The organism is Streptomyces sp. NBC_00704 (genome assembly GCF_036226605.1).
Taxonomy (GTDB): domain Bacteria; phylum Actinomycetota; class Actinomycetes; order Streptomycetales; family Streptomycetaceae; genus Streptomyces.
Map to the genome: position 1 here is coordinate 7,703,923 of NZ_CP109000.1, position 15,353 is coordinate 7,719,275.

At 70.3% G+C, this 15,353-nt stretch carries 12 protein-coding genes; 5 read left to right on the forward strand and 7 right to left on the reverse strand.

Features of this window, described 5'->3' with window-relative positions; genetic code table 11:
• Positions 1-224 precede the first annotated feature (224 nt).
• Positions 225-557: a non-heme iron oxygenase ferredoxin subunit gene (locus OG802_RS33440; protein ID WP_329416582.1), complete on the forward strand. Its 333-nt coding sequence runs from the start codon at positions 225-227 to the stop codon at positions 555-557.
• A 257-nt stretch (positions 558-814) separates the two neighbouring features.
• Here the strand turns inward: OG802_RS33440 and OG802_RS33445 are convergent, their stop codons facing one another.
• Positions 815-2,575 (reverse strand): S8 family peptidase, encoded by a 1,761-nt coding sequence (locus OG802_RS33445; protein WP_329417602.1) that lies wholly within the window; start codon positions 2,573-2,575, stop codon positions 815-817.
• An 871-nt stretch (positions 2,576-3,446) separates the two neighbouring features.
• Between OG802_RS33445 and OG802_RS33450 the strand changes: the two genes are divergently transcribed.
• Positions 3,447-3,806, forward strand: coding sequence for a lamin tail domain-containing protein (locus tag OG802_RS33450; RefSeq protein WP_329416583.1), 360 nt, complete (start codon positions 3,447-3,449; stop codon positions 3,804-3,806).
• A gap of 550 nt (positions 3,807-4,356) precedes the next feature.
• Positions 4,357-4,515: a hypothetical protein gene (locus OG802_RS33455; protein ID WP_329416585.1), complete on the forward strand. Its 159-nt coding sequence runs from the start codon at positions 4,357-4,359 to the stop codon at positions 4,513-4,515.
• A 248-nt stretch (positions 4,516-4,763) separates the two neighbouring features.
• On the opposite strand, the gene OG802_RS33460 is transcribed toward OG802_RS33455, so the two are convergent.
• The 4 genes from OG802_RS33460 to OG802_RS33475 all read right to left on the reverse strand — a co-directional run bounded on the left by OG802_RS33460 (position 4,764) and on the right by OG802_RS33475 (position 9,298).
• Positions 4,764-5,573 (reverse strand): lasso peptide biosynthesis B2 protein, encoded by an 810-nt coding sequence (locus OG802_RS33460; RefSeq protein WP_329416586.1) that lies wholly within the window; start codon positions 5,571-5,573, stop codon positions 4,764-4,766.
• Positions 5,570-7,486 (reverse strand): albusnodin/ikarugamycin family macrolactam cyclase, encoded by a 1,917-nt coding sequence (locus OG802_RS33465; RefSeq protein WP_329416587.1) that lies wholly within the window; start codon positions 7,484-7,486, stop codon positions 5,570-5,572. Before OG802_RS33465 ends, OG802_RS33460 begins: the two co-directional genes overlap by 4 nt.
• 17 nt (positions 7,487-7,503) lie before the next feature.
• Entirely contained in the window at positions 7,504-7,719 is a 216-nt protein-coding gene (locus OG802_RS33470; protein WP_329416588.1) for a lasso RiPP family leader peptide-containing protein, read from the reverse strand.
• Positions 7,720-8,137: 418 nt separating this feature from the next.
• Positions 8,138-9,298: an ROK family transcriptional regulator gene (locus OG802_RS33475; RefSeq protein WP_329416589.1), complete on the reverse strand. Its 1,161-nt coding sequence runs from the start codon at positions 9,296-9,298 to the stop codon at positions 8,138-8,140.
• 892 nt (positions 9,299-10,190) lie between these two features.
• Between OG802_RS33475 and OG802_RS33480 the strand changes: the two genes are divergently transcribed.
• The gene (locus OG802_RS33480; protein ID WP_329416590.1) at positions 10,191-11,690 is read left to right on the forward strand and encodes an MFS transporter; all 1,500 of its coding nucleotides are present in this window, start codon (positions 10,191-10,193) and stop codon (positions 11,688-11,690) included.
• Between the two features lie 175 nt (positions 11,691-11,865).
• On the opposite strand, the gene OG802_RS33485 is transcribed toward OG802_RS33480, so the two are convergent.
• Complete coding sequence (locus OG802_RS33485; protein WP_329416591.1) at positions 11,866-13,293, reverse strand: non-reducing end alpha-L-arabinofuranosidase family hydrolase; 1,428 nt, start codon at positions 13,291-13,293, stop codon at positions 11,866-11,868.
• A 962-nt stretch (positions 13,294-14,255) separates the two neighbouring features.
• Here OG802_RS33485 and OG802_RS33490 point away from each other — a divergent pair.
• Positions 14,256-14,861, forward strand: coding sequence for a hypothetical protein (locus tag OG802_RS33490; RefSeq protein WP_329416592.1), 606 nt, complete (start codon positions 14,256-14,258; stop codon positions 14,859-14,861).
• Positions 14,862-15,143: 282 nt separating this feature from the next.
• On the opposite strand, the gene OG802_RS33495 is transcribed toward OG802_RS33490, so the two are convergent.
• Positions 15,144-15,350 (reverse strand): hypothetical protein, encoded by a 207-nt coding sequence (locus OG802_RS33495; protein ID WP_329416593.1) that lies wholly within the window; start codon positions 15,348-15,350, stop codon positions 15,144-15,146.
• Between the last annotated feature and the right edge of the window lie 3 nt (positions 15,351-15,353).

A 15,353-nucleotide genomic window follows, 5' to 3' on the forward strand; every position in this document is an offset into this window, starting at 1 on the left:
CCGGCCCGGCGGGCAGGCCGTCCGGCCGGGGCACCGGGTGCGCGGACGAGCGCGATTCAGGCCGCGCTCGGGTCCGCCTCCAGGCCGCGCTCCTAACGTGGGTGACCAGCGACGATCGCGCGCGTGACGCTCATGGCCGGACGGCCTGCCCCGTGGACCCGTGGACCCGTGGACCCGTGGGCAAGCGGCCGGCCGGCCACGCCGTGAATGACCCGAGGAGTCCGATGTCCACCAGCACATACACGTACCTGTGTCGTTTCGAGGCACTGGAGGAGGGGGTCCCCCGGCGGTTCGAGGCGCAAGGCGTGGCCGTCTCGTTGGTGCTGACCGGCGGCGAGGTCTTCGCGATCCACGACGTGTGCTCGCACGCGGCCGTCTCGCTGTCCGAGGGGGAGGTGGAGGGCTGCGCGGTCGAGTGCTGGCTGCACGGTTCCCGCTTCGACCTGCGCAGCGGAAAGCCCCTGGACCCGCCGGCGACCCGGCCCGTCCCGGTGTATCCCGTACGGGTCGAGGACGGGTCCGTCTACGTCGACGTCACCACGCCCGACGAACGCTGACCGACGCCAAGTCGGGACGATGGGGAGCGTGAGGACGTCACGGCCTTCTTCGTATGGCCTTCCGCACGATGGCCTGGCCGTGGCGTCCACGCGAGCCGCTGCTCAGGCCCGTCCGCCCGCCGTCCTCCGCCCCGTCGCCGAGCGTTTCGCGGCCCTGTGACCGAACGGAACGCGCCGGTGCCTTGCCCGCGGTCGCGGGCAAGGCACCGGCGTCGGCGAGATGTGCCGTACCGGGGCGCTGCCCGGCTGGTCCCGCGCTAGAAGGTCAGGTTCCAGGCGTCGATCTTGCCCGTGTCGGAGGCGGCGTTGTCGTTGACCCGCAGCTTCCAGGTGCCGTTCGCGACCTCCGAGGAGGCGTTCACGGTGTAGGTCTGGGCGATGTTGTCGGCGCTGCCGCCGGCGCGGTTGTGCAGCGTGTAGACGGTGCCGTCCGGCGCCACCAGGTCGACCTTCAGGTCACCGATGTAGGTGTGCTTGATGTCCACACCCACCTTGAGGGTGGCCGGGGCGTTGCCGGTCACGCCGGTGACGGTGATCGGGCTCTCCACGGTCGCGTTGTCCTTGACGGCGAAGTCCGTGAGGTTCTCGAAGTACTTGCCGGCCGGCGGGGTCGTGCCGACGGCCTTGAGGGCGTCGACCTGTCCTTCGCCGAAGAACGAGTTGTTTGCCGTCGTGCCCGTGCAGCGGCTGTCCGAGGGGCAGGCGATGTCGTTGGCCTGCGCGGCCAGTTTGGCGCGGATCTGCGCCGGGGTGATTCCCGGGTCGGCGCTGGCGATGAGCGCCGCCACGCCGACCACGTGCGGGGTGGCCATCGAGGTGCCGCTCTTGCTGCCGTAGCCGCCGCCGGGGACGGTGGAGTACACGTTGCTGCCCGGCGCCGCGACGTCGATGACGCCCTGGCCGTAGTTGGAGAACGAGGCCTTGGTGACGCCCGTGCCGTTGGCCGCGACCGTGACCACGCCCGGCAGCTCGGTCGGGATGTCGAGGCAGGCGTTGGTGATGGTGCGGGTGACCGGCGTCGAGTCGTTCGGGCTCGCGGAGTCGGTCGTCTTGTGGGCGAGGTCGTAGTTCTCGTTGCCCGCGGCGGCGATCTGGAGGGAGCCCTTGCCCTCGGCGTACTCCTGGGCGCGCTTGACGCCTTCGATGATGGCGGCCTGGTCGATGTTGTCCGGGCAGTTGAACTGCCAAGGGTCCGTGTAATAACTGTTGTTGGTGACCTTGAAGCCGTGGTCACCGGCCCAGACGAAGCCGCAGATCGTGTTCTCGGCGAAGAAGAAGGAGTTGCCCGGCTCGGCGACCCGGACCGCGGCGATCTTCACCCCCGGCGCCACGCCGACGACGCCCTTGCCGTTCTTGGCCGCGGCGACGGTGCCGGCCACGTGGGTGCCGTGCGTGTCGACGTCCCGCCAGGCGCCGGTACGGGTGTCGGGCTTGCCGTAGGCGCAGGAGACGGAGTCGGCCGCGTCGAAGTTCGGTGCCAGGTCCTGGTGTTGGTCGTCCACGCCGGTGTCCAGGATGCCGACCTTGACGGAGGCGGAGCCCGGGTTCACGGCCCAGGCCTGGTCGGCCTTGATCTGGCTCATGTCGGCCCGGACCGGTTCCCCGGCCGGGGTCGAGGCCTGGGCCGGGCTGGTCGGCAGCGCCGGGGAGTACGCGTCGGCCGGGACGTCCGAGGTGCGCGTGGCGCCGACCTGCTGCACGCCCGCGACGGTGCGCATGGTGGCGGCGAATCCGCTGGACGCCGAGTGGGCGACGATCACGCCGATGGCGTCGAAGTTCGAGAAGACGGTGCCGCCGTTGGCCGTGATCGCGGAGCGGACCGCCGCGTTGTCGCCGGGGGCGGTGATCACGAGGTAGGCGCGCGTGCCGGCCACCCAGGCCGCACTCGCGGCAGCCGGCACGGTGGCCGGAGCGTGGGCCTCGGCGGCCGGCGCGGCGGAGGGGACGACGGGGAGCGTGCCCGCGAGGGCGCCGGGAGCGCCGAACGCGAGGGCCGCGCCGAGCGTGGCCGCCAGCAGCAGCGTGCGTCTGGAGCGGCTCGATATGTGGGGTATCAATGCGTCCTCCGAAGACGGCCCGGCCGTGCTTATGGCACTGGCCGGGCCGTACGAAACGAGTGGTGGACGCAAGATGTCAGACGCGTGCTCCTGTGCGGAAGTACCTTTTCGTGCCGGGACGTTGCAGGAGCATGGCTGAAAAGAGACCTACTCCGAAGGCTGTCCGGCCAGCGCGACCGCTGCACGGCGCGAAGACCGGAGCGGTCGGCCGGTCTGCCCGACGACGGCGATCGTCAGCGGAACGCGCCCGCTGCCGCCGCCTACTGCGCCGACCGCGTCCGCGGCAGTGCTGCCGCCCGCCAACAGCTCCCAGCAGAGAAAGAGTGAACCCGTCCACGGCCCGCGGTCAGCGGCCGTCAGCGGAGTCGTCGCCATTCACTTTCGGGTGATGTCTCTCAGGAGCACGGGGGCTGGCGCGGTGTGGGCGCGCTTCGCCCCTCGACCGCTCCCCACCAGGGGAGATCGACCTGCCGTGCCGTCAACTCCGCGCCACGGGAACGTAGATGAGCGATGCAGGCGAGAGTCGCGGTCACGTGCGCGACCGGTAACCTCACGCGCGTTTCACTCCGTTTCCTCGCGCACATCGGCGGAGTGTGTGCGAACGACCCGGCGGCATCCATGTGCCGCGCGGGATCCCACGCGGCGCGAAGGCCGGCTGCGGAGAATGCTCACACCACGAGGGGGACCCTTGTCTGCTTCTGCTTCTGCTTCCGTTTCTGCTTCAGCCCTCGCCCGTCGGCTTGCCGCCGCCGCGCTGGCGTCCGGTGTACTGGTCTCGGCGGCGGCGCTGCCGGCGACCGCGGTCGGCGACGCCCGTCCAGGGCGCCCGAAGGTGCAGATCTCAGCCGTCGTCTACGACTCACCGGGACGCGACGACCACTCCAACCGCTCGCTGAACAAGGAGCGGGTGCAACTGGTCAACCCCACACGCCATGCGGTCAACCTCGACGGCTGGACCCTCGCCGGCGGGGACGGCGCCGCCTACACCTTCCACCACTACCGCCTGGCCGCCCGCACCACGGTCCGCGTCCACACCGGCAAGGGCCGCGACACCCGCGACGACCTCTACCAGAACCGCCGTGACTACGTCTGGGACAACGCCTCCGGCACCGCCACCCTGCGCGACGACCACGGCCGCCTCGTCGACGCCTCCTCCTGGGGCCACGCCCGCCACCGCCACGGCCGCCACTGAGGCCCGCAACGCTTGGTGCACCGGGGCCTGCGGGTGAGTCGGCAGGCAGCTGATCGACGGCACTTCGCGAGGGTGATGTGCGTCACAGTTCTGGAATCGAGGAGGGCCTCTCCTTCAAGGCGGCGTCCCAACTTGCCACCTCTTTCCATTGGTTCGACGGGCCGGGCGGGGGGCTGAGCGGCGTCAGGCTTCGATTCGCCGAGATGCAGCGGCTCGACGGTCCGTATGTCGTGAACCGTCCGCATGTCCATCACCTGCCGTGCGAGGCCCTGCCGCACCCTTCCCGGCTCGCGATCACCACATGTTGAGAGCGCTCTTCCCTTTCGATTCGCCGCATTGGCCGTGCATTTCCGCATGCCGTCCCTGCGAATTGAACTCGACGTTCCGATGCCTGTTACCCATGAGCGTCCTGATGTTTCTGAGACAGCGTCAATGCGCGTTGTCTTCCTGTCATTTGGGCGCAACACTGGTCTTCACACGGAGTCGATTGCCCAATCCTGGTTCCTCACGGGGCGGGCGACGGCCGGGTGTGGAAAGGAGGTGGATTCACATGGGTATGAAGATGACAATGACCACCCGTTGCACGGTCGCCGTGGGCTGGCGGCACGTGCGAGTGGTCATCATCGTCGTCGTCATCGCGATCCTGAGTGTGCTGACTCGGGAACCCGGTGACCCGTCACTGCTCGACGCGCTTCTGCCGCGCGTCTGAGGGCTGCACCGACCCTCTGAACCGGGGCGGTTGCCGGATACCGGCGACCGCCCTTCCTCATGCAGAGGTTAGCGCACTGACGCGGCCCCTTGAAGGGGAATGCCGCTCGTATCCGGTTCCGCGCCTTACAACTATCCGGTAGAACGCACACCACACTGTCGGGAGGATTCGATTCGAACGAGCCGCGCGCTTATGAAGATCCCCTTCTCCTCCTTTCCGCGATGTGTGATCCCCCCCGGAGGGCCGGCTCAGAAGGAGAGGACACGACGAAAGTCCGCCTCGTCGTACTCGCCCGCCGGCGTGACGCGAACCCCTCGCGCCTCCACCCATGCATGAAAGCGGAACGGGTCGTCTGCGGCGCCGATGCACCACACCGCACGCCGTCCGCGGAACGCCAGCACGGCGAGAGTGGCCAGTGACTCCTCCAGGCACGCGGCCCGCCCCGGGTAGTACGCCGCGGCGGTGCGGACAGCGGCCAAGGCGGCCGCCGCCTCCTGCGGCGTGGCTTCTCGCCCGCCCCGTCCTCGAACGCTCCGGTCCAGGACGCGCGCGAGAGCGCGGAACGGGAGCCGGATCAGGAAGAGGGCGACCAGGAGCCCGGCCAGACCGGCGACTGCCGCCGCCAGGTTGCGGCGTCCTCGTGCGTCGCGGTGTCCGAGCGGGGCGGCTGCCATCATTCGCACCGCCGCCTTCGGCGAGCCCTGAGGTGAGGGCTCACCGGGTTCGGTGGACGCGCTCGGCGCCGACGATCGCGCTCGCGGGGGAAGGGGGTCCGGCGCGAGCTGCGGTCTGTCCGCGGTGAGCAGACCGCGGCTGATCAGGTCGTCCGCGAGTCGCCGGGCGTCCGCGCGGATCCGGTCGTGCTGCGGTGCGGGGTAGTGGGCCGTGAGTACGCCGACCCCGGCGTCGAAGTCCTCGCAACGACGCCATTCCCGCCACAGGGTGCGCGCGATGGGGTTCATCGCGAAGCAGTGACCGGAACGCACGTCCAGAAGCACGCTTCCGCCGTGCGGTGCGACGCTCTCGTGCACATGGCCGGGCACGTTCAGTCGGGTCACGTCGGCTCCTTTCCGCCGGCGCGCGACGCCAGCCATATGTCTTCGCCCAGCAGGCGGTTGAGCGCGGGGAAGGGGGCCGAGAGTCCGGCGACCGCACGCTCGAGGGAGGCGATGACCCGTGACGGCTCGATCACGCCCAAGTCGGCCAGCGGTGAAGCGGCGAGTCGCGCGCGGATGTCCTCCGCGGACAGGCGGGCGCCTCTGTAGTTCTCGGCGGAGTAGTCCCCCTTGGTTCTTCTTTGCAGCACGGCCTCGGGCACCAGCCCGGCCAATGCGGCCGCCAGCAGCGGCTTGACGGTGAAGGGGTCCGTCCTGTGCGGCAGGGGCAGGCTCAGGCAGGCGCGGACGACGTCGCCGTCGAGAAAGGGCGCATGGGGCCAGATGCCCAGCGGGCGTGCTCTGTCGACGAGTTGGCGCTGCACCGCGGCCGAGTTGCGCACCTCGTGGAGGACGGCGCGGGAAGCCGGCGTCGTCGCGAGGGCCGGGTCGGAGTCGGCGGACCGGGCGCAGTCGCGTGCGAGTTCGGCCAGTCGGCGGCGCATGCGGGTGGTGAGCCAGGCCGCCTCCGGGCCGGGCGGGGCCCACCAGGCGACCGCGTCCAGCCAGTTCGCTTCGTGCCGCGCCGGTTGTTCCAGCTGGAGGGCCAGGTCTTCGAAGGCTTGAGGCTTCGACGTGCGGGCGAGGCGTAGGGCTCGTAAGACCGTGTGAGCAGGGGAGATCTTGCGCATGCGGGCCAGAGCGCGGCCGTCGCGCACGAGTCGGCGCAGGCCGTCGGCTGCCGGCAGGTCGCCGAGCCAGGAGGGCGGTGCGGTGAGGAGGGCGTCGCCGCCTTCCCCGGTCAGGTGAACGGCGCGGCCGCCGTCCGCGATGTGGTCCAGGCGCAGCCGCAGCCGTGCGCCGATCACCGCTGCCGGGTCGGGCTGGTCCGTCGGCCCTTCGGCGTCCATTCCGCTGTAGGGCAGTGAGGTCCGGCTGCCGCGGGTCACGTGCAGCCGGATGTCCGGGGTCGTCGCGGCGTGGGCGAGGGCGTGTTCGAGGTCGCCGGCCGGGGCTTCGGGATGGTGGTAGACGAAGGCGTCCAGTGGCTGGTGCGAGGCGCGGGCGGCGAGGACGGCCAGTGACGTCGAGTCCAGTCCGCCGCTGAAGTCGGCGGTCACACGGGTGGAACCGGCGGCGCGCAGCGACACGGAGTCGGTCAGTGCCGACCTCAGCCGCTCGGCGGTCTCCGCGAATCCTGCGCCGCCGTGGCCGGAGTCCAGGCATGCGTAGGTGCCGCGGCGGAGGCTGCCCGAGGGGTCGATGCGCAGCACCTGCCCGCCGCCGAGGTGCCGGACGCCGGCCAACGTGGTGTGGCCTTCGGTGAGTTCGGGGACCGTGGGGCACACGATGTGTGCGGCGAGGGTGGTCGGGTCGGCGGTGTCGGCGGTTCCCGCCAGGAGTGCCGCGGTCGTGGCACGTGTGGACAGCACCGTGCGGTCTCCGTGCCGCGCGTAGTAGAGAGGGAACTGTCCCGCCGGGTCGGTGTAGGCGGTGAGCCGTCCCTGGTCGTGCATGACGACGAGCAGATACGCGCCGGGCCACCGCGTCAGCCGTTCCCAGTGGCCGTCCGCCGCTGAGCGCTCCAGGTCCCGCCGCATGGTCGCCGTGTCGGCGAGGCACTGGCCCACGGCGACCAGGCGGGCACGCGCGCACGCAGCGGTACGCAGCTCGCGCGGGTGCCACGGCCCCCACGACCACAAGGGGCCTTCGCCGGGCCACACCCTGACTGCTCCCAGCGCTGCCGTGCCGGGCGGTGGCAGGGGGGAACCGGTGGGCGAGAGAACGCCCGCGATGGCGGGGTCGCGTGGCGCGCGCGGGGCGGGGACGTGCTCCCGGCTCTCCGTCGCGGGGAGGGATGCATCGGGCGTGGACATGACGGCAATCCGCAGGGCTACCAGTAGTACTGGGCGTTGGCGTCCGCATTGCCATTGGGTGAACTGCCGAGCGTCACCTCGCGGATGTGACCGAGGTCGACGAGCACCGGGGATTCGTACTCCGCCAACCGGTACGGTGACGCCACTTCACCGGTCCGCACCGCGTGCTCCGCGCTGACGGATTCCTCGCGCGCCCGTGCGCACCACGATGCAGCGGCAGGTTTGTGGGTCATGGTGTCCGCCTAGGGTCAAGGGCGGGAAACGCCCCGGGAAAGACAAATGCGTGAGTGGCCTGAGTGATTCCACCGTTGGTCGGAGTGTAGCCATCCCCACGCCGCACCACGTGCCGAACTGGACGGCGAGGGCCTGGTCCGTGGCCTGCTGATTTACGCAGGATGCTTGTCCCGGCCGCAGGCTTGGAACGCCTCGGGGGCGGGCGGGCAAGCGCTTCGGATTCCGTTCGACGGGCGGCTGTCGCTTATTCGAAGAGACGTTGGGCGCCTCGGCATGCTTTACCGTCACATTGAAGAGCGCAATGGCGGTTTGACGGGCTTTGAGCATCGCGCGTCGGGACGCACATGCCCGACGAGTGTTTGGCCCGCTCCATAAGACAGCAGACAACAGACCGCAGACAGCAGAAGCGGTGTGCGGCTACGCCGAAGGCGCCGGGTGCTGTGCCGGGGCGCTTCCCGCGTTCTCCTGGCCGCGCAGTCCCAGGACGAGGGCCCCTTGTGATTCGGCCCGGGTGCCGAGTTCGCTCAGCGCGAGAGTGAAGGCACCGCCGTCGGCGACCGCGCCGGGCAACGCGAAGCGGTGCAGGGACTCGTTGCAGCCGTCCAGCAGCAGTCGGGTCTCGGCGAGCTTTCCGCCGACGACGACGAGGTCGGGGTTGAGCATGTTGCACAGCTGGGCGAGCGAATGGCCGAGGCGGCGGCCCGCGTCCTGGATCACCCGCATGCAGACCGCGTCCCGCTCGTCGGCCGCTTTGATGACCTGCTCCAGCGTCTCGGGTCCCGAGGCGCTGTTGCGGGTGTGTGCGGCACGGACCTGGGCGATCAGGGCGTCGGCTCCCATCACCGTCTCCAGGCAGCCTCTCCCGCCGCACTGGCACACCGTTCCGTCCGGATCCACGGTGAGATGGCCGATCTCCCCGGCCATGCCCCGGTGGCCGCGCAGCACGCTGTTGTGCACGATGATGCCGGCGCCGACCCCGGTCGACGCCTTCACGTAGACGACCGTCTCGGCGTTCTCCCGGGTGCCGTACGTCTGTTCCGCGAGGGCGCCGAGGTTGGCGTCGTTGTCGATGACGGCGCGCACGCCCAGCCAGGCGCCCAGGTCGTCGGCCGGGTCGTCGCCCGGCCGCCACGGAGGCAGGACCGGCGGGGTGAACGCGCCGGTGCGCGGATCGATCATTCGCGGGACGGCGATGCCGAGGGACAGCACATCGGCCGGTGCCCGGCCCGTCCCCTCGATGGCTTCCTCGATCATCTCCTTGACCTCGGGCAGCGCCCGGTGCCAGCCCTTGCTGACGCCTTGCGAGCTGACCCGGACGCTCACCTGGTCGAATTCCCTGTCGAGCCTGCGGGCGACCACCGTGGTGTGGTTGAACCCGACGTGGACGCCCACGCCGACGTCGTCGACCGGCACCAGGGAGACCTTTCCGCCGCGGCCTTTCCCTTCCGTCTTGGCGTCGGGCACGAGCCCGGCGGCGGCCAGTTCCCGCACCGCGACCGACACGGTGGCCGGCGAAAGCATCGTGCGCCGCGCGATGTCGACCTGGGTACCCGCTTTGATCGCGACAGCGAGCAGCACCTTTCTGCGGTTGGTGCTCCTCGTCGGGGTGACGGACTCCGGGAGTCGGCCTAAAAGATCACGCAGCTTCCCCACGGACGCCCCCCAGCCGATGTCGGCGCTGCAACTTCGCGGTCCTGAAGGGGAAATAATACCAGCGTGATCTTCGATTCGAACGCGGTCGGGCTTCGAATGACGCACCGATGAAGGAGGGGACGGGGCGTCCACCATACGAACTCGATCAATATCGGATCGTTGAATTGGCCGAAAATAGCGACGATACGTCAAGGAGAAACGCATTCACGCAGCAAGTGGTCGACACCCGAACGGAATCGAGCATCCCCGGGAGTCCGCCCGAGGACGGCGCGAAGCATCCTGGGCGGGGGCGTGCGGTCCGTCGGTGAGCCCATGGGGGATGCCAGGAGGTGGCGGGCCGGCCACGGGCGGGAAGGGCGTCACGCCGGAGGGCGTCGAGTCTCTGGGCGTCGAGCCTCTGGGGGTCTCGTGTTGCGAGGCCGGCACGACGGTGAGCATGACGACGACCGTGTCGGTGATCCGCGCGGGCGGAGCGAGGCTGTCAAGGCTGCTGGTGCCCAGGGCGGCGCGCTTCTGCTCGGCGCGCGCGTGACCCCGCCCAGGAGCGGGGCAGGGGCAGGGGCGGGACGGGGCGGGACAGGTCAGGATGAGAGGGGGCGGCTCCGGACCGGCGCGCGGGTTCGGCGTCACGCTGCCGCGGGTGAGCGACTTCTGGCCGCCCTCCTTGCCGTTCCGGGCCTGCGATGCCGGTCGCCGAAGGCGGCGGACGCGGAGAGGGCCAGGCGCCCCAGGGGTCGCACGGCCCGAGGGGCGCGCGGCCCCTGGGGCCGCCCGGTCCAGGGATGCGATACGGGGTGATTCGTGGTGTTCTGGCGGAATGAGTGTCACCCGGACAGGTGAATCCTCGGCCGACACCGCACCCGACCCCCGCCGCTGGTGGGGCCTGGTGATCATCGCCCTCGCCCAGCTCATGGTCGTCCTGGACGCGACGATCGTGAACATCGCGCTGCCCTCCGCGCAGGAGGACCTGGGCATCTCCGACGGCGACCGCCAGTGGGTGATCACCGCCTACACCCTGGCCTTCGGCGGGCTGCTGCTGCTCGGCGGCCGTATCGCCGACCTGGTGGGCCGCAAGCGCACCTTCGTGGTCGGGCTGGTCGGTTTCGCGGCGGCCTCCGCGCTCGGCGGGGCGGCCACCGGATCGGGCATGCTGTTCGGCGCCCGCGCCCTCCAGGGCGTCTTCGCGGCCGTCCTCGCCCCCTCCGCGCTCAGCCTGCTGACCACGACGTTCACCGACCCCAAGGAACGCGGCAAGGCCTTCGGCATCTACGGCGCGCTCGCCGGCAGCGGGGCGGCGATCGGCTTCATCGTCGGCGGTCTGCTCACCGAGTACCTCGACTGGCGCTGGTGCCTGTACGTCAACGTGCCCATCGCCGTCGTCGCCGTTCTGGGCGGCATCGTCCTGCTCCACGACCGCCCCGGTCACGCGGACGTCCGGCTCGACGTGCCCGGCGCGGTGCTGGGCTGCGGCGGCCTGGTCGCGATCGTCTACGGCTTCAGCGAGGCCGAGCCGCGCGGCTGGACCGACCCCCTGGTGCTGGGGCTCTTCGCGGGCGGGATCGTCCTGCTCACGGTCTTCGTGTGGTGGCAGACGAAGGCGCGGGTGCCGCTGCTGCCCCTGCACATCGTCAAGGACCGCAACCGCGCGGGCTGCTTCCTGACCATGGGCCTGGCCATCATCGGGATGTTCGGCCTGTTCCTGTTCATGACCTACTACCTCCAGGCCATCCTCGGCTATTCCCCCGTGAAGACGGGCCTCGCCTTCCTCCCGCTCACCGTGGCGATCATCATCGGGTCCACCCAGATCTCCGCCCGGCTGTTGAACCGCGTGGCGCCGCGCATGCTGATGGTCCCCGGCATGATCCTCGCCGCCGGCGGCATGGTGATCCTCACCCGCATGACCGTGCACTCCTCCTACAGCAGCGAGATCCTCCCCGCGCTGCTGATGATGGGCCTCGGCATGGGCCTGACCTTCATGCCGGTCTTCGCCACGGCCACCTCGGGAGTCGCTCCGCAGGACGCGGGCGTCACCTCCGCCACCGTCAACACCTCACAGCAGGTGGGCGGGTCCATCGGCACGGCCCTGCTCAACACGATCGCCACCACCAGCAGCGCCGCCTACCTCTCGGCCCACCTGACCGGCCCCGCGCGCCGGGCGCAGGTCGCGGCCGAGGGCACCGTACACGGCTACACCGTCGCCATCTGGTGGGCCGCCGGGATCATGCTGCTGGCCGGCCTGGTGGCGGGCCTGATGGTCACCACCGGCCCCCCGAGACGTGCCCCGGCGGAATCAGCGATGCCGGAGCCGGTGGGCTGACGGCCGCCTCGGCCGGCCGGGCCGGACAGATGGAGGGACCCCAGCCGGCGCACGGCTGGGGTCCCTTTGTGTGGTGGTGCGTACCGGTCAGCGGGCGAAGCCGCCCGCGCCGTGCCCCGTTCGCCTGCGCGCCGGGGAGCCGCACCGGGTCGCGATCACCCGCGGACGGGCAGGGTCAGCGCTGCAGGGTGAGGACGCCCGGCCGCCAGGGCAGTTGGTCGTAGGGGGTGTTGGGCGGCGTGTTGGGGGACTTGCCCTGGTAGAGGAGTTGCAGGTTGCAGGGGTCGATGGTCATGGTCTGGTCGGGGTTGTCGCGGACCAGGTCACCGTGGCTGATGTCGTTGGTCCAGGTGGCGCCGCTGTTGGCCTTGCCCGCGAAGGGGTTGCTCTCGGTGGCGGCCTGCGGAGTCCATGAACCGCTCAGGCTGGAGGCCGTGAACGAGCGGAAGTAGCGGGCCTCGTTCGCCCCTCTCGCCTCGACGAGCATGAGGTACTGGTTCTGGCCCTTGACCTTGTACACCTGAGGCGCCTCGAAGAGGTTCTTCACCGTGTCGCTCATGACGGTCGTGTACGAGGAGCCGAAGTTGCCGGGGAAGTTCCCGATGGGCATGCTCGCCCGGTAGATCTTGCCGTTGTCGCCGGCGAAGAACAGGTACATGTTCTGACCGTCGGCGATCAGGGTCTGGTCGATCGGGGCGGCGCCGGAGATGCTGCCCGTGAACAGGGGCTGCGGCGCGGACCAGCCGTTGGGGTTGGTGGGGTCACTGGACGTGCGGTAGATGAAGGGCCAGGCGCCCCACTGGTAGGCCAGCACCCAGACGTTCTTGGGCGCGAAGTAGAAGAGCGTGGGCGCCACCGTGGACTGGCTCATGCCGGTCTGGCCCGCCGACGCCATGTCCGACCAGTTGGTGAAGGGCTTGAACGCCATCGAACCGTACTTGGAGCCCGACACGTTCGACGCGTAGACCAGGTGCTTTCCGTTGTACGTCACGGTGGTGAAGTCCTTCAGCGCGGCCCACCCGTTCGCCGGCTGCGCAAGCACGCCCGTCGAATTCCACCGGTAGGTCGAGGGCAGCGAGCACGAGCCGTCCGGCGGGGTCGTCCCGGAAAGCCCGGTCCACTTCTGGTTGCTGGCGCCGTTGCACGTCCAGATCTCCACCGCCGTGCCGTTGGCCGTGCCGTGGCTCGTGACGTCCAGGCACAGCCCGGACTCCACTCCGACGATCGTGCCGTCGGAGTTCACCCGCCACTGCTGGTTGGCCCCGCCGCTGCAGGACCAGATCTGCACTCGGGTACCGGCCGTGGTGGCGTGGCCGGGAACGTCCAGGCACTTGTTGCCGTACACGGTCAGCTGACCGCTGTCCGTCGCCGTCCACTGCTGGTTGGCCGCGCCGGAGCAGTCGTAGATCTGCAGGCTCGCGCCGTCTGCCTGACTGGCGCCCGCCACGTCGAGGCACCGGCCGGAACCGACACCGCGCAGGGCGCCGCTGGACGCCGCCTGGGCCGGGTTGGCGACGAGCGCGGCCGCCAATGCGACCAGGACCGTGACCGCGGCGGCGAGCACCGCGGACAGACGTCTGCGGCTGGAACTTCGTCTGCGCATGGGGCGCATGGGGACCTCGTCATCCTTGAGTACGCGGTTCCGGCCGGCTCCGTCGGAGGCCGTCCGGACTGTCGATGGGGTGCGCTGCACAGCGGACGTGAGCGCCGGGACGACCCGTGAGGGCTGCCGGGTGCCGCTGGGCAGCCCCCGTGTGGTCCGCGGGCCGTTCGAACTTTCGAGCTCTGATCGCCGTCCGGGCCCGCACGGGACGGCGCGCAGCGAAGCGTTCGCGACATCCCCCGAGCGAGAGGAGCCCGAGGAACCGAAGGGCTCACCGGCATGTCGTGCTCCGCCCGCAGAGGGCAAGGGCGCCGGCGGGCGTCATGGGGTGAAAGCGCCGGACGGAGCACGACAACGGACCTGTATTGATGAGGCCATGACATTTGCATCGGCGGCATGCTCCTTGGGGCTTCGGCCGTCTGCCTGTGCGTGACTCGGAGGTGCTCTGCTGTGCGAAGGGTGCGGCTCTGATGCGTTCGTGATGTCGAACAAGGATCGAATCATCGATCAGTCTGGATGATAGGGAACCGACGGTCGGGGTCAATACCTCTCGCATGATTCGCGAACGACTTCGAAACATTCGCGGAACCATATGGATGAAATGCCGCGAACCGGTTCCGTTGAACGATGCCCACAGAGAGTGAGGCGGCATGAGGTGATGTGGGGTCAAGCGCGAGGCGACGTTGCGTCAGGAGTGAGGCCACGCCAGTCAGTTGGCGCGATTCGGGCGTCTCGACACCATCGGCAGCGTCGGACTCGCAATTCTCGTGATCATGGGCGCGACGGCGGCGATGGACCGCCGCGCCGACGGGCGCGCGTCATAGGCGTCCTCTTGCGGGTAGCAGTGGAAGAGTCGAGTCAGACGTGTGGTCGACCGCCCGCTCGGGCCTCGCCGCCTGAAGCGCACACACTGCCTTCAGTCACGCCCTCCTCGATGCTTCCGACGGAACAGGAGCACGCTCATGCGTCTTTACGCCCAGAACCCGAACCGCCGCAGCCGTCAGGTACTCGCGGACCTGATCGCCGTGGCCTTGATCGCGCTCGCGGTGAAGTTCGCTCTGGCCGTGCACGACGCCATCAGCCTGCTGGCCGAGCCGGGAAGGAAGACGCAGAGCGCCGGCGACGGCCTCGCCGCCGGTCTCGACGACGCCGGCGACGCGGCCTCGAAAGTGCCCTTCGTCGGCGACGCCCTGAAGAAGCCGCTCCGGTCCGCCGCGGAAGCGGGCAACAGTCTCTCCGACGCCGGACAGTCCTTGCAGGACACGGTGGGCCGCGCGGCGACCCTGACCGCAGTGGCCCTGATCGTCCTCGCGACCGCCTTCGTGCTGGCGCTGTGGCTGCCCCCGCGCCTGCGCTGGATCCGCCGCGCCGCCACCACCCGACGCCTCCTCGACGAACCCGGTGGCGCCGACCTGCTCGCGCTGCGCGCCCTCACCGGCCCACAGCGCCACCTCGCCGCGGTCCCCGTCCCGCCGGGCGGCCTCGCCGACGCCTGGCGCCGGGCGGACCAGCAGGTCATCGCCGACTTGTCCGAGGCCGCCCTCGCGCGGGAGGGCCTGCGGCCCTGACCGGAGCGTGACGGCACCTCGCTCGATCCTCGCGGCTCGTTCGGTCCGGCCTGGAGTGCGTCGGCGTGGATGATCTGATTTCTGCGGAGTAACTGTTCCTGCCACTCCACCGCCGCTCGTTCCGAGTGCGACTCCCGCTCGCGCCCGTGAGGGGTCGGGGTGGCGTGCTCCGGTTGGGCGCGAGTACCTGGACCGTTCTGAGTAGGCCTCAGTCGACTCAGTCGACTGTGCGATGCAGCGTTCGTGGGGATCCGGCCTACGGGCAGTGGGTCCGGCTTGGGCCTAATCGATGATCTGGTTGAAGAACAGCACGGCCGGTGCCACAACCCCGCCGCCGACGCTCACCGCGACGGGCCACCCGTTGCCGGCCAGCACCGACAGCGCGGTGGCAGCGATGCCGACCAGCGCTGCCAGCAGGAAGACGACGGCGGCGCGCTGGGTGAGGAGCGGCCCGTCCCGGCCGGACCGCCGGCGGTCGGCCTGTGCCACCTC

Excerpts from the sequence above, each read along its gene's own strand:
- OG802_RS33440 (WP_329416582.1), top strand. The coding sequence starts at position 225 with ATGTCCACCAGCACATACACGTACCTGTGTCGTTTCGAGGCACTGGAG.
- OG802_RS33455 (WP_329416585.1), top strand. The coding sequence starts at position 4,357 with ATGGGTATGAAGATGACAATGACCACCCGTTGCACGGTCGCCGTGGGC.
- OG802_RS33465 (WP_329416587.1), bottom strand. The coding sequence starts at position 7,486 with ATGTCCACGCCCGATGCATCCCTCCCCGCGACGGAGAGCCGGGAGCAC.
- OG802_RS33470 (WP_329416588.1), bottom strand. The coding sequence starts at position 7,719 with ATGACCCACAAACCTGCCGCTGCATCGTGGTGCGCACGGGCGCGCGAG.
- OG802_RS33480 (WP_329416590.1), top strand. The coding sequence starts at position 10,191 with ATGAGTGTCACCCGGACAGGTGAATCCTCGGCCGACACCGCACCCGAC.
- OG802_RS33485 (WP_329416591.1), bottom strand. The coding sequence starts at position 13,293 with ATGCGCAGACGAAGTTCCAGCCGCAGACGTCTGTCCGCGGTGCTCGCC.
- OG802_RS33490 (WP_329416592.1), top strand. The coding sequence starts at position 14,256 with ATGCGTCTTTACGCCCAGAACCCGAACCGCCGCAGCCGTCAGGTACTC.